Genomic DNA, 16049 nt, shown 5'->3' on the forward strand with positions numbered 1-16049 from the left:
TCAGAATTTGTACCTGAAGAAGTTCCTCTTGATCTTGAATCTTTGGATATGAGTCCCGATGATGTTCCAGTTGAGTTTGAGTCTTCAGAATTTGTTCCCGAGGAAGTTCCTCTTGATCTTGAGTCTTTAGATCTTAGTCCCAATGAGATTTTGAAAAATCAAACGGATCTGACCCTGTCTGAAGCTGAAATTATCATACCGGAAGCTCCTGAGCAGATACAGCCTATAAGATTAAAGGACATGCCTATAGAGGAAGTAATAGTCGGGCAACTTTCAATTGCAGGATCAGCAACCCTGAAACAGCTCGAGAAACAGATAAAAGAAAGCGGTTATCCGATAGACTTTGAAAAGCTCTCTCTTGTCATGGGCTATCTGGAACAGGAACAGATGGTGGATACTGTCAAAAAAGGCAGGTATACTTTCTATTCGGTTGCAGGCACTGTAAATGTTTGAGATCAGATGATTAAAAATGTCAGTTGAAGGTATGAATATATTACACGTAGCAGGAAACATCAGTTATGGTGTACTTGAAGCAGGCTCATCGGTGGATCAGCTTGATATTGATATTGGAAATTCTTCTAATATCGGCTTTAATTATTTCCATAACAAGTTTGGTATGCCATACGATTTCCTGCTCAAAAGCTCTCTAAGTTCTGGTCATTCATTATTTGTTGCAGTTAAAGACACTAATAAACTACTTGGTTTTGCAAGATTTGAGCAAATATCAGAGGAAACAGAAAGAACCTATCGTGGCAGAACCAATGTAGTAAATCATTCTATTCATTTGTTAAGAAGTATTGAGATACATCCTGCACACAGGCATGTTGGCATAGGTCGCCTGCTTTTTGCTATTGCTGTTAATCGCTTGAAGACCAATGTAATTACAATGCCAGATAATTCAGGTGCAGCACGTTTCTTCAAAAATAAACTGGGTTTTATTGCTCTGAATACTAAAAGCAGTGGCCTTTCTCCCAGGTATAAAGGATATCTGATGCTTCCATATCCTCGTGCAAGGAGCATGCTGAAAATAATGGCTGAAGATTATCCCAGAATGGTGATGCCTGAACTTATTGGCAGTTACGAGGCACTCAAATTCAGACGTAATATGGGAAAGAGCATCACTTCAGAAGATATAAGTGATTTTTTAACACTATTTGAAAGTTCAAAGGAGCTTCTGGATAGTAAACTGGAAGGCGAGATGAACTCTTTTATCAGGGGATTTGACTTTAAATAATCAGATAATTCAGGTGATATTTTGGCAAATTTAGATGTCCAGCGTTTGCGTAAGAATTTATTGAAATATTACGGAAAGTTTAACGTATTACCGACTAATACGTATGAATTATCCTCTAATATGGATGGTAGTAATTGTGCGGCTATTATAGATGATATTACCAGCTATCTTCTAAAACCAGCCGAGAAGAACATCAGACTGGAGTTGTCTCAGATATTTAAAGACTCTGAGAATCCGGAGATTCCTTATTTTGAAGTTGTTATGGACATCATGCAGTTCATGAATGAATTTGTAGGTGATCCTCATACTGTTGAACTTATCTTTGCAAGGGTCAATAATGATGTGGCAAGAAAAAAGCTTGAGATTGAAGATAAGATATATTATACAAATGAGGAATGGACTCCTGAGGTAGCAGAGTCTGCAATGCAAAAACTCAGGGATGTAGGCACGGAAAGGGATTATCAATTGATGGTTGACCAGCTTACAGACGTACTTTCACATTTCACCAGTGAGGAAGGAATAAAAACCGTACGTATGAGACTTAACAATATTATCAAGAACCATTGCCAGCGTGAACTGGATGACCTTACCATCCATCTTTGAAAAAGATGTTTTAGTGAACTAGAATCATCTAAAAAGTAATTCCATCCTTTGTGATAGTAAACTTGTGTTTTCCGGCGATAAAATCACTTCCCCTCTCTTTGATTATCTCAAGGAAACGATAACTGCTGTCATCATAGATCATTGTATCAAGTACTATTACTGTGTCAAAGATATATGACCAGATACTTGAATTTATATTTTCAGCAGGTATCTCACCGGTAGCTAATAGAAGTATATCACTATCGTCAAATTCCTGGAACAGATTTTGTACAAAAGCACGAAGTTCAGATTTGTGGAATGGCCGTTCATCGAAAGTACTTTCAATATCTTCCAGAACATTCATGGTATCAATTACAACTCTGGAAGGTTTGCTTTTCAGGATATTTTCATTGATGTATTCGAAAATAGCAAAATCACCTTTTGCCACAACATCTGAATTTATGGAAAATACTTTCAGCCTGTCATCTATAAGTTTCTCATCATAAAATGAGAACGAAGACATTGCTCTGATTATCTTATCTTTTGATTCCGAAAGCAGTGAGACATAAGCACATTTTTCCCCTTCTCTGGCAGCATTGAAAAGTGATTGCATACAGAGATTTGTCTTACCCGTCCCACAAGAACCCGCGATCAGAATGGATGATGGCTTGATCAGTCCTCCGTAAAGAAGATCATCCAGCTTTGTGATATATGATGGGCTTCTCATTTCGTCCACTTTATCCCGTTTATGTATTGATATTTTATAAGGTTGTCGTAATTTTAAAAAGATTAACGATAATATATCATTTAATATAGAATGTATTTAAGCAAGCTTATATATAATCAGCCCTATTAAATTTGATATTACAATCAAATAATTCTTCTTCATGTTGATTATCATGTCCGACCTTCAAAACAACAACGGGATTTTGGAATATCTTAGGGATATAAACGAGCGTTTGAAGTTACTGGAATTACGTATGGCAGATCTTGAAGCCCGTAATTCGCCAGCAATCAATGATAAAATGGCTGTTTTCCTGACAGTTCCTGATTCTATCCGTAAATCATTGTTCGCCGTTTCTAAATTAGCTTCATGCACTGCAGATGAAGTGAGCGATATCACAGGAAGACATCGTTCAATAGAGAATAAATACCTCAATGAGCTTTACAGAGCCGGTTGGCTTGAAAGAGAGCGAAAAGGTAAAAAGATCTATTATTCTCTTAGCAAGAAAGTTGATAACAAGAACAATGAATATTGGTCTGCAGTGGAAGAGGTTGAGAACAAACTTGACCAATTACTTGGGTGAGTAAAATGCTTTTGAGTTTTCATTCATATAAGGGTGGTACGGGAAAAACAACATTTGTTGGAAATCTGGGGGTCATGCTCTCTCAAAAGGGAAACAAAGTGTGCATAATCGATACTGATGTAAATGGTCCGGGTCTGCATTCTTTGTTTGATATAAGATATGATATGACACTCATCGATTATCTGCAGGGTGTCTGCAGTGCAGAGGATGTTGTTTACAAATATGGTGACACAGGTGTCTATGTAGTTCCTTCTAAAGCATGTGAAGAAGACATATCTGCAATGTTTAACACACCCGGTGAAGCCCGGGATAAAATACTTTCTCTGGTAAAAAAACTTGAAGACAAGCTTGAGATTGATCATTTTCTCTTTGACTGCAGTCCGGGTATCAATAAATCAAGTCTTTTGACGATGAACATAGTTGATAAGGCAGTGATCGTTTCAACTATTGATATTCAGGATATCAGGGGGACCTATGTATTGTCCAGTATGTCTGCAAAACTGGAAACTCATGCAGCTCTTCTGTTTAACAGGATACCGGCTGAAAAAAGGGATGATATAATGTCTATTGTGTCTGATTTCAGTAATAAGCTTGGTACTGAGCTATTAGGACTTATCACATACGATGATTACGTTGCAAAATCATGGTCTCGGAAGATCGCAATGCAGGACGATCCTGAATGTGAATATTGCCATGAGTTAAAAAAGATCGCAGAAAAGCTTGTAAATTAAATAGTTCTGGATAGGATTGGTTTATAGGGATGTCCTGTATTCTTCAAGACTCTCACCAACTATCCTGTCAAGTTCTTTCTTTTCTTCAGGTGTGAGACTGAAGATCTCTTTTATTTTATTCATATCATCCTGCATGAATGGTTCAAGGTAGACAGTATCACCTTTTATTGAATATTTAACATCAGAAAATCCTTCTCTGTTCTTTATTACTTTTCCTTCTGTAAGGAGGAATGCATTATTGAAATGGGGTATAAGTTCTGCCTTTACCAGTGGATTACTGCATTTCTCCCCGACAAGGGCTATCATGGTACTTTCATATTCCTCGCTTTTGCGAAGAAGTATTGACAGGAAGCGAATATATGGACGTGAATTCTGTTCTATTTCAAGGTTGCTTATGTCCGATACAATTATCAGATGTTTTTTCTTAGAGAGCATCCTTTCAATTTTGATAAGTGTGGTGGTAAAATTCCTGAAAATATAGAATGAAGTTGTATTGCCTGCAAACCCCTCGTTATCCAATTCATTCTCATTCCAGCAGATCTTGATCACAGGAATTCTATCTTCTTTTTCTATTTCCTGTGTGATCCTTGTCACAAATTCTGGTGCCTGCAAATTATCCTTATAGCAAAAAACTGAGCTTTTTTCCCTGAGCACAGCAAGAAAATCTATAAGTGTTCTCTCATGCGTACTATTGGCCATCTCTATCGTTACCACTGCCATTTTATTATTTACGATGTATAATTACACTGTACCGGGGAGAATTTATATCTTTCTAATTTATGCTGGACTTTTCCAGTATTTTAAAATCTAATATCGATTTGTATCTTATCTGTGAGGTAAGTATCCTATTTTTCCCGAAAAGGTTAATACCTATTGCAGCAGATTTTACTCGAGGTGTTTTCGTATGTCAAAGTTCCATAAAAGAGACTATGAACGTAAGGGTGAAAAGAAGTACGAAGAACTAGATGCAAAACTTATACAGGAAAACCTCAAAGATTTAAGGTCCCCGGATGGTGAGATAGTAGAGTGACAATAACGCTTGACATTGAACTGATCAATTCGGACCTTTCAAACAAAAAACTGACTGTTCCGGTTGATACTACTTATGAAAACGTTCTGGACATTCTTGGTATAAACCAGGAAACTGTCCTTCTTTTAAAAGATAAAAAAAGTGTTCCATTTGATGGAATTGCTGTGCCCGGCAATCTGACCATCATGTGTATTGCTTCACAAGGATGATTCCGACCGGACACACTTAAAAACTTTACATTCTTTTTGTAATGTCCTTAAGTTTAGTGATGGCGTCCATCGTTGTCTTAGTGTCTTCTATGATCTTCTGCTCATAGTGTTTGATGATATCTTCAACAGGAGCGGAAAGTCTGTAGATCTTTGTAGGTCTGCCTTTTCCGACTGCTTTCTTGTTGTGGATATCAATCCAGTTTCTTTCACGCATGTGCCTCATGGCCACGCTTACTTCTGGCTGCCTCAGACCAGTGCTCATCTCGATCTCCTGAGAAGATGCTTCTTCCACATTTGAAAGGTAGGTGAGTGTGGTTGCTACGTTCCTGGACATTCCCAGGCTTTTCAGTGCTTCAATGAACTTATAGTCTGTGTCATCAAGTATCTTTACTTCAAAATCTTTCATAATAACCCCTTATTACGTTATGCTCTAGTGAGCTCTACTTCATAGTATGACATTATTATATTTAAAGTTATATATGCGCAAATTTAAAGCAGATAATAATTAATAATCTTTTCTAAAAATGATTAATTCTTTCGACAATGTGAATATATTGTTCACTAATGAATTAATCGAATTGAACTCAGCAACTGTATTTCCATTAAAAATCTCTTCTCGTATCCTTTTACCGATAATGTCATCATTACCTGGTTCAAGACGTATCACAACAGAGCCGGGATAAATGTGTTTCATGTGTGAAAACCCATCAATATCCCCATCAGTTATTCCTATGATTGGTATTCTCAGCCTGTAGAGTATGTCCGCAGCAATATCTGTGGTATCATCACCTATGGTCACTGCAATGTCTGCATCGTCTATTAGTTCAAAAGTTCTTTCAGCTTCATGGTCAATGATAACAGCCTTTATCTTCTCTGATTCTGGATTTGTATTATTGCTTGTATCTGAGATGCTCGGTTCCGTTTTTTCATCGGTTTCAGAAGTTCTTTCTTTCCTGCGAACAGAGAACTTGCCATTTCTTAAAGGTCCACTTTTGACCCAGCATGCGCGTAGATCAATGGGGATCCTTTTATTGTAGCCATGCAGCTTCTCAAGACCGTGTTCTTTTATTCTGGCACCTGTAATCTCATGGATAAATCCATTCTCGCTTATAATACGGATATCTTCGGATTCTGCAAATCCTACGATTATTCCGTTGATCATGATCTTTTCTCCCACATGAACACCGTAAACATTTCTGATTATACGGTGTCCATGGTCTTCAATACTTATTGGCATGACAAGTTCAGGTACATCTTCAAGTTCCAGATCAAACATTTCTGAGATTTTCTTAGCTTCGTTTGTAGATTTGAAATTCCATGGAATTATCTTTCCATCTAATAAACCCGGACGCTCGATCTGCACAAGCGGTTTTACATTTCTGTCTTCAATTCTTGAAACAACAATATTTGCAAAAAGAAGGCCATTTTCAGTTGTCTTACCATGGTTCAGAAGTATGACCAGATCCTTTGTAAGAAAATATTCCTCTATACACCTGCTGGGCTTGAAACTTTTACTTATGTCTATTATATTTTCAAGATGTGCGTCAAGGACTGCTGTTTTCCCGATGGTACCTGCCATGACCACAGAAACATTTCCAAGTTCCTTTGTCCTGTCAATTACTTTTGAGGCCATTCCTGTGTCCACAACATCTGGTCCATGCACGACAATGCCTATTTCCATGGCTAGTTATTCTGTTTCTCAGTTTAAATCTATTATTACTTCTGTCGACAAACTCTTATTCTGCTGTACTGTTTTTGCTTCATGGATAATGTTGTACTTACCTGGATAGGTCATTCCTGTTTCAGGATAGATGTGAATGACACCATGGTCCTTATTGATCCTTTTATTACAGGAAATCCTTCAGCAAAGGTCAAAGCAGATGAACTCTGGCCGGATATTATTGCAGTTACTCACGGGCACTGGGATCATCTTGGTGATACCGTGGAAATTGCTAAAAGAGCAGGTTGTACAGTGGTTTGCATACATGAGTTGTCCCAGTACCTGAAGTCTAAGGATATTAAAACAGAGGGCATGAATATAGGTGGGACAGTTAAGATAGGGAACTTAAGTTTTACGATGACCGATGCCAGGCATTCTTCTTCTATTGATGAAGCAGGAAGGAAGATAGATGGCGGCAGAGCTGCAGGTTTTGTTATAAAAGCATGTGAAAGGTCGATCTATCATGCAGGTGATACAGGACTTTTTGGTGACATGACACTTATATCCAGACTGTATGATCCAGAAATAGCACTTCTTCCAATTGGAGGACGTTACACCATGGGCCCCGAAGATGCCGCACTGGCAGTGGAGATGTTGCGCCCCAGAACGGTTGTACCTATGCATTACAATACCTTTGATGGTATTGCTCAGGATTCACAGTACTTTGTAAGTCTCGTAAAAACGGTGTCTGATGCGGAAGTGTTGATTATGGAAATTGACTGCCCTATAATTTTATAAGGGTTTTGCTATAAAATATTTTATTCTTCATTTATATACTACGGATAGCTTTATATTTCATTATGTCGAAGGAGTCATAGGCAAAAGTCGAGTTACATTTATTTATAACATATATCCCCTCTAGTTCTCGTCATACGGCTTTTGCCTTTATAATTAGATTTATTGTAATCTTATTACTGATATCATCACTTGCCGCATGATGTATTATGTGCCAGGAAGGGCATGTACTATTATTTAGTATTTAATAATGTTGATGTGTTCTTTAACCAAATCCATCTCATTAAATCATTATAAATATATTTTCTCAAAATGTAACTATGTTTCCTATTATTATATATACTAGTGAAGTACTAAGACAACAAAAAAATGCAATGTTATTGCTTTTTTATTTCAAAGTGGCAGGTATTGAGTAGTGATAACTATGGAATATGGATTTACTGACCTTGTAAATGTAGGAGAACTACATGAACTCATGGATGTTTTCTGCAGGGATTACAGTATATCTTGTACCGTGCTTGATTCATTTAATAATACAGTTTTGTCCTTACCGGATGATCAGTCTGTTCCATGTGAAGGGAACAATACAATCAGATGTTACACCTGTGGTTGTCTGCATTATGAAAAAGATAATGTGAATAATGAAACTGACATTGGTCAAAAAACCTATCATCTGTACCGATGCACCCATGATCTGACACATGCTATGTTCCAGTTTGTTTTTGAAGGCAGGCACATTGCCTCGATTTTTATAGGTCCCTTCCTCCAGGAATATGATATGGGATGTAAGGGAGTTGTATGTAATGTACCGGTACTTAAAAATTCAGATATAGAGATGTTTATATCACGTACATGTAAATTCCTTGATCTTCTTGTAAATGCCGGAAAGCTCAATTTGAAACTCAGGACTTATGAATCGCTTCTGGTTGATTATGAAAAAGAGCTTTCTTCCAGCAGAGAAAAAATAAGTTCCCTGGATCAGATGAAAAAAGAATTGATATCCATTTTCAGTCATGAAATGAGAACTCCTTTATCAATCATCAAAGGCTACAATGAACTTCTATATGACGGGATCTTAGGACCTGTTTGTAATGCCCAGAGCGAGGCACTTGATAAATCTCTTATTAATATTAACAAACTTGAAAGAATAGTTGACTCGTTACAATATGTGGGAATAGATCACTCAGATACTCACATATACGATTTTCTCCCACTGAATCTTTCTGACCTTGTAGAAACTACTCTTGTGCATTCTGCACGTTCAATAAAGGAAAAGCAGTTGAAATTACACACGGAATTCCCAGATGATATGCCGGTCATTCGTGGTGATAGTAAAAAACTGTTCCATGCTTTTAGTTATCTGCTTGACAATGCGATCAAATTTTCTCCGCAAGGTAGCACTATATCCATATCTGCACGACATGAAGATGATCGTCTATATCTGAGTATCAGGGATAATGGGGTCGGTATTCCTGAAGAAAATATTTCCCGTATATTCGAAGAGTTCTATCAGGGAGACAGTTCACTAACACGGAAATATTCAGGTATGGGACTTGGACTTAATATCTGTCAGAGGATTATTAATTGTCATAAGGGTAATATCAGGGTGGAGAGCAGAATTAATCAAGGTTCGACTTTCCATATTGATCTGCCTTTGATGAATCCTGAGAGTAATGTATTCTTTGAGGCTGAGTAAGTCGTTTTCAAAAAAAGAAGTATGGGCAATTAATGCCCGAATTTCGAATTGATCTTATTTCTTAAAACAGGTATCAAGGTGTTCCTGCGGTGTTGGCTTTGTCATAAGACTGACTACGATAGCAACTACAAATGCAAGTGGTGTCGCCACAAGTATCGGGTCTACGACAGTCCAGGTTCCTGTGAGGATAGTATCAACACCAAATATTGCCTTGCTGATTCCAAGTGGTACAGCTTCTGATTTGTGCACAAATGCCAGCCAGAACAAACTGCTGAAAGTACCAACAAGCAGACTTGCAATTGCTCCTTCCTTTGTCATACGCTTCCAGAAAAGTGCTCCTGTGTACATTGGCAGGAAAGCTGCTGCACAAAGTCCGAAGAATATCGCAGTTGCACGGGCAATGATACTGATCGGAAGTATGTATGCCAGCACGACACTTGCAAGGATTGTGAATGCGATTGCTGCCTTTGTGATATTGATAGTTTGACCGAGTTCTCCTTTTTTCAGGTATTCACGGTAGAAATCATGTCCTATTGATGTTCCCATTGTGTGGAACTGTGAACTCAGTGTTGACATTGCTGCTGCCAGCAGGGTTAGCATGAACAGAACTACAAAAGTACTTGGCATCGCACTGTTGATAAATTCCGGCATGATAAGGTCAGTGTTTCCACCGGCAACGACAACTGATATCTTACCTAGTGTCTGGTAGAAGTATGCGTTTGAGAGCGCACCGACCGTAAAAGCTACTCCTGTCATCATGAGGATAAAAGGTCCTCCGACAAGTACGGCTCTGTTGAGTGCAGTGTCGTTCTTTACTGTCATGAACCTGACTGCAAGTTGAGGTTGAGCAACTACACCAATTCCTACTCCAAGTACAAGTGTTGATACAAGTGTCCACCATATTGGTGAGCCAAATGCAGGCATGGATGTCCATCCCAGATGTCCTCCTGCTGCAAGACTTTCAGGTACCAGATTATTCATAGCTGTGAGTGCTGAATGGGCTGCAGTTACTCCGCCAAGTTTTGCATATGTGAATACCAGAAGGAATGCCATTCCTATGAACATAAGTGTTCCCTGAAGGGCGTCTGTATACATAACAGCGATAAGTCCGCCTGTAATTACATAGGCTGCAACGATTACTGTGAGAATAAGGACTGCAACGTCATAGTTTATACTTAGGGTTGATTCAAGGAACCTTGCTCCTCCGATAAGTACAATACCTGCGTAGAGTGGCATGAAGATGCCTATTAATGCTCCTGAGAATCCCTGTATGAACCTTGACTGGAAACGCCTTCCGATAAGTTCTGGGAATGTAACCGCATTTAGGTTAAGTCCCATACGGCGGGTCTTGGAACCAAAGAATACGAATGCGATAAAGATACCTACAAAAATGTTCATAAATGCAAGCCATAAAAGTCCCATACCAAGGGCACCGGCGGCTCCACCAAAACCGATGATGGCTGAAGTACTGATAAATGTTGCACCATAGGACAGTGCAAGAATATAAGGATGTATTTGCCTTCCGGCTACCATATAGTCTTCAGTCTGTTTTGTTTTCTTATATCCGAGCCACCCGAGGTAAAAGATCACCATGAGGTATATAAGAATAATTATTCCGAGAACTGGCGTACTTAGTACCATTAGTCCACCTCTCCATCGTCGGAATCGTCGTTCCATTTAAGGGCTCCATAGATCATGCAGCCAATGGCGCTTACAAAGCATAGTATGTAAGCCAGCCATATCTGTGGGTCATCTATTCCAAGCATTTTTCTCCTTCCATATATTTTGTATAAATAATAATGATAGTTGTTAACATGTCATTTGTTAGCATGGCACTGTATTTAAAGGTTAGTAAATGAAATTGTATGCCTGCGGCTGGTAAAAAAGTTTTGATGAAGGTATTATTTTACTCATTAGAATTTTATGTGCTTAAGTATTTTCATAAAAACAATATAAAAAATATAAATGCTGGCGTTTTGAAAGCAAACCATTATTTATAAAAGGGTGATGAAATGGGACTTTCTTTTATAGAGAGGAAACTTGTTGCCAGCATTTATATAAATGTGATCATGCCACTGCATTTCTGTGGTGAAGGTTACTCTTCACAGATTTCCACGGTAAAGTGGCTTTTTAGTGATGACTTCTTCAACTACTCTCTTTCATCCATGTAGTTGATTGCAATTCATACAATATATGAACTAATATAAAAAAAGTCTGTAAATTTATATGAAATAATGTACATGAATATATACTATATGTACTTAATACGAGATGTGATGGACATCTTATTTATAAAACACGTCTATTGAGTTTGGTTTACTATGCCGAATATTTTTTTCCTGAACATATTTTATTTAACCATCAATATGTCGAACAAAACATATTTTTAGTTATTTGCATCGAAGTAAGTGAAACCATAGAGCAGATTCCTGCACCATCATCAATGAATGAGGAAGTAGAAGAACCTGTAGCAAAAGAAAAAACACAGGACACTCCTGGATTCACTGCTCTTGCAGGAATTGTATTTTTTTCACTCGCGGTTCTGACGAGAATAAAATAAGGTTAAAGAAGAGCCATAAGCTATCTTTTCTTTTACTTTTTCTGACACAATTTTGTATTCATGCAAAATAGAAATCAAACCATTAAAAAAGAAAGAACTGATCAACCAACGAATCCTGTTAATTGATCATTACCTAAAATGTATATTAATTTTTCTTAAAACACTGTTCAACATGCTCTTTTGCCATTGGTTCTGTCATAAGGCTCACGATAATCGCCACCAAAAATGACAGTGGTGTAGCAACAAGGATCGGGTCTACAAGGGTCCATGTTCCCGTAAGAAGTGTTGCCTGTCCAAAAAGTGCCTGGCAGATTCCAAGCGCGGTAGCTTCCTTGGCATGCACAAATGTGAGCCAGAAAAGACTGCTGAAAGTACCAATAAGAAGACTTGCTACAGCTCCCTGTCTTGTCATACGCTTCCAGAAAATAGCTCCTGAGTACATCGGGAGGAAAGCTGCTGCACAGAGTCCGAAAAATATTGCTGTTGCTCTTGCAATAATTCCCGGTGGGAGAATGTATGCAAGGACAACACTGATGAAAATTGTTACAGCGATACCGACTCTTGTAACAGTAATCGTCTTTCCTATCTTTCCATTCATAACTCCCTGGCGATAGAAATCATGTCCAAAGGCAGTTCCCATGGCGTGGAACTGTGAACTTAGTGTTGACATAGCTGCTGCAAGAAGTGTCAGCAGGAAGAACACTACAAAATAATCTGGCATTGCGCTGTTAATGTATTCCGGCATTATCTTGTCGATATTTCCACCTGCAACCTCAAGTGAAATCATTCCCTGGGTGTTGAAGAAATATACATTGGACAGTGCACCGACAATGTATGCCACACCTGCCATCATGAAAATGAAAGGCCCGCCTGAAAGAACCGCTCTTTTAAGGGCACGTGTGTTCTTTACGGTCATGAATCTCACTGCAAGTTGTGGCTGTGCAAGTACACCAATACCGACGCCAAGTATTATGGTTGATACAAGTGTCCACCATGTTGGTGAACCAAATGTTGGCATGGTAGTCCATCCCGTGTGTCCGATGGCAGCAAGGTTATCCGGCACAAGGTATGCCATATTTGTGAGTGCCTGGTGAGCTTCGGTGACCCCTCCCAGCTTTGAATAAGTGAATACAAGCAAAATGGCCATTCCTACGAACATAAGCACACCCTGCAGGGCATCAGTGTACATAACAGCAATAAGTCCGCCTGTAATTACATAAGCTGCAACGATTATTGCAAGAATAAGGATAGCGATATTATAATCGATATTCAGGGCTGTTTCCATGAAACGTGCACCGCCTATCAGAACACTGCCTGCATAAAGTGGCATGAATATAGTGATTAGTGCACCAGAGAATCCCTGGATGAACCTTGACTGGAACCTTCTTCCGATAAGCTCCGGGAAGGTGACAGCCTTGAGGTTTACACCCATGCGTCTTGTCCTTGATCCGAATACTACAAAAGCGATAAAGATTCCCACGAAGATATTCATGAAAACCAGCCACAGTATTCCAAGACCGAATGCCCCGGCATAACCTCCGAATCCTATGATAGCTGAAGTACTGATAAATGCAGCACCATAGGAGAATGCAAGCACAAAAGGATTGACTTTCCTTCCAGCAAGCATATAGTCGTCATTGTCTTTTGTTTGTTTGTAGCCGACCCAGCCCAGGTAGAAGACCACCATCATGTAGGCGAGTACAGCCAGTCCAAGAACAGGAGTACTGACAGCCATCAGTCTTCCTCCTCTTCATCGTCGTTCCAGTGTATAAGTCCATAGATGACACATCCAATGGCACTTACAAAGCATAAGATATATGCAATCCATATTTGTGGGTCTGTTATTCCCAGCATAATTAGCAACTCCAATAGTGATAATGGCAATTGTTAACACGAAACGTACTTTAACTTTTCGATATAATTCAGACATTTAAATTTTATCTATTGGATTGAAGTCTGGCATTAATTATAAATAAAAACGAGTCACACTAGATTTAGTGTTAAAAACAAGTAGTGATTGTAACACTGAACTAAAACGGTGCAATGACAAAAACATGTCAGGCACTTCCTCTTAAAAAGAGGACATTGCACATCTTTTTTCTGCGGGTGTCATGCGCCCGCTCCTCCTTATTATTAATAAAAAGATAACCAGTATCGATGAATGTATTATCAAAAAAGGTCATTCGCTAGCTAAGTCTATCTCTGCACGATCAACTATACAAAATAAACCATTTATAAGTTGTTTTAAGTTTATTTCGGGGACAGTAGACACTGTGTACTTTATAAAAATAGAATATATTTAAATACTATGTACTCTCAACGATATTGAGTTGAAGCAGGAACTTTACACAACCAACAAAGTACCACCCCTTCCCCAACCCCAATTCAATTTTGGTCCTGCTTCAATTATTGTTGACCACTTTCTCTAGAATTATCCACATCCTTTTTTGTGGTCAGCAATACTTTTTATATTAAACTGTAAATGCAACTTTTGTTTGATCAGCAGTTTACTTCAGCCTTTATAAAAACGGCTCTGCTTATCTGTTGTGTCTCAACTGAGAAACCCGCTTTCTCAAAGTGGTCTACCCAGTCCTGAATACCTCTTTCAGTTCCATGGTGGTGGTCCAGTGGTTCAACTGCCAGTACAGTACCGTTCTTTGAAACCACTCTTCTGACCTCTGAAAGAGCCTTTGGAATATCATCAAGATGATGTAGCATAAAGAAACAAGTTACAGTTTCATAACTCTCATTATCAAAAGGAAGTTCATAGACACTTTCAGCCTTGAACTCCGCATTTTTAATATCATATGCAATAGCGTTCAAGCGGCATTGTTCCATGGTCTTTTCCAGAAGATCGATTCCCATAACCTGTGACTCCGGATTCATCCTTGCCATCTGCAATGTAAGGCTTCCGACACCACATCCAACATCCAGTATGCTCTTGCCGTTGGCCTGTGGCATTGCAACTTCCATGGTCTGCTTCTTAAGTATCTCCATTCCGGCTGGTGGAAAATCAGCATCCGGATTATCAAATGATGTGTAAGGAACAATTCCATAAACTGAAGCATGATTCATGGCAAAAAGACCTTTGAGATAGATCTGTTTTTCATTGACCTTTATAAGTTCAACAACGGACACACCTGCGTCCCCGCAGAATCTTTTATTCCACTCATCTCTCTTTTCCGGGAATTCCATGTCAAGAGGATCGTGGATTATAATGTAATGCGAATAATCCTCATAGATGAAATTTTCAGCATCTGTGTCCTCAAGCTCGACAATACTGACACTCTCTTTCCAGAGTGCAAGTAGCTGCATTGTTTTTTCATCTGCAAAATTAGATACTTTTCCAATGGCTTTCAGTGACATAGTGCACAATTGTATTTTTCAGATATACCTTTAATGGTGTGCTGAAAAACTAGTACTATTTGATGCAGTACTTAAAATCCCGAGTTTGTTATGTCTTATTGAACATTTATGACAGGTGCTTCGATCTTATCTCCATTATCATAATTGTAAAACTCGACACGGTTGCGTATAGCCACAGGCGACACCAGACCCTGTACGTTCATCATGAATTCCGTATGGCTTTCTATGGCAGCAATTCGATAACTTTCCTTTTCGATAAAGAATCGGATGCTGTAGTCGGTCAGTCTCTCATCACCTTTCAGCTTCAGGCCAGCTTTTTCAGCTTCCTGTATCAATGTACTATTATCCGGCAATGCAGTGAGGATAAGGTAGGAATCTGTTCTTTCCATGCTCAGTTCAGTTGAATTTGCTAATAGCAGGTTTGTCTGGGTCAACTGGTCATAATTGTCCCACATTTGCTGGTTGAGTTTTCTTTTATTCCAGGTATCATTATTATTTCTAGTGTAAGCATTTTCTTCAGCTACAATAAGGTCCATGGAATCTTCCATAGATAAAAGGCTGACAGACATTTCCCTGTCAGGATAATTCACTGATCCTGTTCCTTCCATCAGCCTGAAAGACTCACCTAGCATTGAAATATTGCTATATATGTTGAATTGGTAGGAATCAACATCTTTTGAAGTATCGATGATCCTGCCTGCAAGAGCGTATGCATCATTTATTTCCCGGTGCTCAACATAAAACAGAGCAAAAACTATCAAAACACAGATGATACCAAGAATAACAAAAATCTGCCTGTCAATTCCCTTTTTATCAGACACTTTGAATCACCTGCGTTTTACAAACATGTTTGTTTTCTCAATGCCAGTTATTTTAGTT

At 38.7% G+C, this 16049-nt stretch carries 21 protein-coding genes; 11 read left to right on the top strand and 10 right to left on the bottom strand.

The window, feature by feature from the left end:
- The 3 genes from BLP52_RS09375 to BLP52_RS09385 form a co-directional block, all read left to right on the top strand.
- Window positions 1-453: hypothetical protein (locus tag BLP52_RS09375; protein ID WP_162272968.1), on the top strand; the 453-nt coding region annotated here is incomplete at its 5' end.
- A 16-nt stretch (window positions 454-469) separates the two neighbouring features.
- Window positions 470-1234: a GNAT family N-acetyltransferase gene (locus BLP52_RS09380; protein ID WP_091710230.1), complete on the top strand. Its 765-nt coding sequence runs from the start codon at window positions 470-472 to the stop codon at window positions 1232-1234.
- A 21-nt stretch (window positions 1235-1255) separates the two neighbouring features.
- Window positions 1256-1837: a hypothetical protein gene (locus BLP52_RS09385; RefSeq protein WP_154717836.1), complete on the top strand. Its 582-nt coding sequence runs from the start codon at window positions 1256-1258 to the stop codon at window positions 1835-1837.
- A 28-nt stretch (window positions 1838-1865) separates the two neighbouring features.
- On the opposite strand, the gene BLP52_RS09390 is transcribed toward BLP52_RS09385, so the two are convergent.
- Window positions 1866-2543: an RAD55 family ATPase gene (locus BLP52_RS09390; RefSeq protein ID WP_091710232.1), complete on the bottom strand. Its 678-nt coding sequence runs from the start codon at window positions 2541-2543 to the stop codon at window positions 1866-1868.
- Window positions 2544-2715: 172 nt separating this feature from the next.
- Here BLP52_RS09390 and BLP52_RS09395 point away from each other — a divergent pair, with 172 nt between their 5' ends.
- Together BLP52_RS09395 and BLP52_RS09400 are read left to right on the top strand one after the other, a co-directional pair.
- Window positions 2716-3123, top strand: a complete 408-nt coding sequence (locus tag BLP52_RS09395; RefSeq protein ID WP_154717838.1) for a helix-turn-helix domain-containing protein — start codon at window positions 2716-2718, stop codon at window positions 3121-3123.
- A gap of 5 nt (window positions 3124-3128) precedes the next feature.
- Complete coding sequence (locus tag BLP52_RS09400) at window positions 3129-3854, top strand: MinD/ParA family ATP-binding protein (RefSeq protein WP_091710234.1); 726 nt, start codon at window positions 3129-3131, stop codon at window positions 3852-3854.
- 21 nt (window positions 3855-3875) lie between these two features.
- On the opposite strand, the gene BLP52_RS09405 is transcribed toward BLP52_RS09400, so the two are convergent.
- Window positions 3876-4574: a hypothetical protein gene (locus BLP52_RS09405; protein WP_154717839.1), complete on the bottom strand. Its 699-nt coding sequence runs from the start codon at window positions 4572-4574 to the stop codon at window positions 3876-3878.
- Between the two features lie 184 nt (window positions 4575-4758).
- Between BLP52_RS09405 and BLP52_RS14800 the strand changes: the two genes are divergently transcribed.
- Window positions 4759-4884, top strand: a complete 126-nt coding sequence (locus BLP52_RS14800) for a hypothetical protein (protein WP_274377646.1) — start codon at window positions 4759-4761, stop codon at window positions 4882-4884.
- A complete protein-coding gene (locus BLP52_RS09410; protein ID WP_091710236.1) occupies window positions 4881-5093 on the top strand; it encodes a hypothetical protein in 213 nt (70 codons plus the stop codon). The genes BLP52_RS14800 and BLP52_RS09410 overlap by 4 nt, the downstream gene beginning before the upstream one ends.
- A gap of 25 nt (window positions 5094-5118) precedes the next feature.
- Here the strand turns inward: BLP52_RS09410 and BLP52_RS09415 are convergent, their stop codons facing one another.
- Window positions 5119-5499 (bottom strand): MreA family transcriptional regulator, encoded by a 381-nt coding sequence (locus BLP52_RS09415; RefSeq protein WP_023843847.1) that lies wholly within the window; start codon window positions 5497-5499, stop codon window positions 5119-5121.
- A 99-nt stretch (window positions 5500-5598) separates the two neighbouring features.
- Complete coding sequence (locus tag BLP52_RS09420) at window positions 5599-6774, bottom strand: DUF2117 family protein (protein WP_091710237.1); 1176 nt, start codon at window positions 6772-6774, stop codon at window positions 5599-5601.
- A gap of 81 nt (window positions 6775-6855) precedes the next feature.
- Between BLP52_RS09420 and BLP52_RS09425 the strand changes: the two genes are divergently transcribed.
- Window positions 6856-7551 carry a metal-dependent hydrolase gene (locus BLP52_RS09425; RefSeq protein ID WP_091710238.1) on the top strand — a complete coding sequence of 232 codons (696 nt, stop codon included), beginning with the start codon at window positions 6856-6858 and terminating at the stop codon, window positions 7549-7551.
- 421 nt (window positions 7552-7972) lie between these two features.
- Window positions 7973-9244: an ATP-binding protein gene (locus tag BLP52_RS09430; protein ID WP_091710239.1), complete on the top strand. Its 1272-nt coding sequence runs from the start codon at window positions 7973-7975 to the stop codon at window positions 9242-9244.
- Between the two features lie 54 nt (window positions 9245-9298).
- Here BLP52_RS09430 and BLP52_RS09435 read toward each other — a convergent pair whose 3' ends face one another.
- Window positions 9299-10885 (bottom strand): sodium:solute symporter family protein, encoded by a 1587-nt coding sequence (locus BLP52_RS09435; RefSeq protein ID WP_091710240.1) that lies wholly within the window; start codon window positions 10883-10885, stop codon window positions 9299-9301.
- On the bottom strand, window positions 10885-11010 hold the full coding sequence (locus BLP52_RS14805) for a symporter small accessory protein (RefSeq protein WP_274377647.1): 126 nt from the start codon (window positions 11008-11010) through the stop codon (window positions 10885-10887). The genes BLP52_RS09435 and BLP52_RS14805 overlap by 1 nt, the downstream gene beginning before the upstream one ends.
- A 246-nt stretch (window positions 11011-11256) precedes the next feature.
- On the opposite strand from BLP52_RS14805, the gene BLP52_RS14405 reads away from it, so the two are divergent.
- Window positions 11257-11415 carry a hypothetical protein gene (locus BLP52_RS14405; protein WP_154717841.1) on the top strand — a complete coding sequence of 53 codons (159 nt, stop codon included), beginning with the start codon at window positions 11257-11259 and terminating at the stop codon, window positions 11413-11415.
- Between the two features lie 140 nt (window positions 11416-11555).
- The gene (locus BLP52_RS14410) at window positions 11556-11804 is read left to right on the top strand and encodes a hypothetical protein (RefSeq protein WP_154717842.1); all 249 of its coding nucleotides are present in this window, start codon (window positions 11556-11558) and stop codon (window positions 11802-11804) included.
- A gap of 145 nt (window positions 11805-11949) precedes the next feature.
- On the opposite strand, the gene BLP52_RS09440 is transcribed toward BLP52_RS14410, so the two are convergent.
- The 4 genes from BLP52_RS09440 to BLP52_RS09450 all read right to left on the bottom strand — a co-directional run bounded on the left by BLP52_RS09440 (window position 11950) and on the right by BLP52_RS09450 (window position 15991).
- Window positions 11950-13539, bottom strand: a complete 1590-nt coding sequence (locus BLP52_RS09440) for a sodium:solute symporter family protein (RefSeq protein WP_091710241.1) — start codon at window positions 13537-13539, stop codon at window positions 11950-11952.
- Window positions 13539-13658, bottom strand: coding sequence for a symporter small accessory protein (locus BLP52_RS14825; protein WP_324292515.1), 120 nt, complete (start codon window positions 13656-13658; stop codon window positions 13539-13541). The genes BLP52_RS09440 and BLP52_RS14825 overlap by 1 nt, the downstream gene beginning before the upstream one ends.
- A gap of 645 nt (window positions 13659-14303) precedes the next feature.
- Window positions 14304-15170 carry a class I SAM-dependent methyltransferase gene (locus tag BLP52_RS09445; protein ID WP_091710242.1) on the bottom strand — a complete coding sequence of 289 codons (867 nt, stop codon included), beginning with the start codon at window positions 15168-15170 and terminating at the stop codon, window positions 14304-14306.
- A gap of 95 nt (window positions 15171-15265) precedes the next feature.
- Entirely contained in the window at window positions 15266-15991 is a 726-nt protein-coding gene (locus BLP52_RS09450; protein WP_091710243.1) for a hypothetical protein, read from the bottom strand.
- Between the last annotated feature and the right edge of the window lie 58 nt (window positions 15992-16049).

The sequence above is a fragment of the Methanolobus vulcani genome, from assembly GCF_900100715.1.
GTDB classification, from domain to species: Archaea; Halobacteriota; Methanosarcinia; order Methanosarcinales; family Methanosarcinaceae; genus Methanolobus; species Methanolobus vulcani.

Coding starts and splice junctions, on each gene's coding strand:
- BLP52_RS09425 (WP_091710238.1), top strand. CDS start 6,856: ATGGATAATGTTGTACTTACCTGGATAGGTCATTCCTGTTTCAGGATA.
- BLP52_RS09430 (WP_091710239.1), top strand. CDS start 7,973: ATGGAATATGGATTTACTGACCTTGTAAATGTAGGAGAACTACATGAA.
- BLP52_RS14800 (WP_274377646.1), top strand. CDS start 4,759: ATGTCAAAGTTCCATAAAAGAGACTATGAACGTAAGGGTGAAAAGAAG.
- BLP52_RS09415 (WP_023843847.1), bottom strand. CDS start 5,499: ATGAAAGATTTTGAAGTAAAGATACTTGATGACACAGACTATAAGTTC.
- BLP52_RS09440 (WP_091710241.1), bottom strand. CDS start 13,539: ATGGCTGTCAGTACTCCTGTTCTTGGACTGGCTGTACTCGCCTACATG.
- BLP52_RS14825 (WP_324292515.1), bottom strand. CDS start 13,658: ATGCTGGGAATAACAGACCCACAAATATGGATTGCATATATCTTATGC.
- BLP52_RS09390 (WP_091710232.1), bottom strand. CDS start 2,543: ATGAGAAGCCCATCATATATCACAAAGCTGGATGATCTTCTTTACGGA.
- BLP52_RS09395 (WP_154717838.1), top strand. CDS start 2,716: ATGTCCGACCTTCAAAACAACAACGGGATTTTGGAATATCTTAGGGAT.
- BLP52_RS09405 (WP_154717839.1), bottom strand. CDS start 4,574: ATGGCAGTGGTAACGATAGAGATGGCCAATAGTACGCATGAGAGAACA.
- BLP52_RS14805 (WP_274377647.1), bottom strand. CDS start 11,010: ATGCTTGGAATAGATGACCCACAGATATGGCTGGCTTACATACTATGC.
- BLP52_RS09400 (WP_091710234.1), top strand. CDS start 3,129: ATGCTTTTGAGTTTTCATTCATATAAGGGTGGTACGGGAAAAACAACA.
- BLP52_RS09435 (WP_091710240.1), bottom strand. CDS start 10,885: ATGGTACTAAGTACGCCAGTTCTCGGAATAATTATTCTTATATACCTC.
- BLP52_RS09380 (WP_091710230.1), top strand. CDS start 470: ATGTCAGTTGAAGGTATGAATATATTACACGTAGCAGGAAACATCAGT.
- BLP52_RS14405 (WP_154717841.1), top strand. CDS start 11,257: ATGGGACTTTCTTTTATAGAGAGGAAACTTGTTGCCAGCATTTATATA.
- BLP52_RS09420 (WP_091710237.1), bottom strand. CDS start 6,774: ATGGAAATAGGCATTGTCGTGCATGGACCAGATGTTGTGGACACAGGA.
- BLP52_RS09445 (WP_091710242.1), bottom strand. CDS start 15,170: ATGTCACTGAAAGCCATTGGAAAAGTATCTAATTTTGCAGATGAAAAA.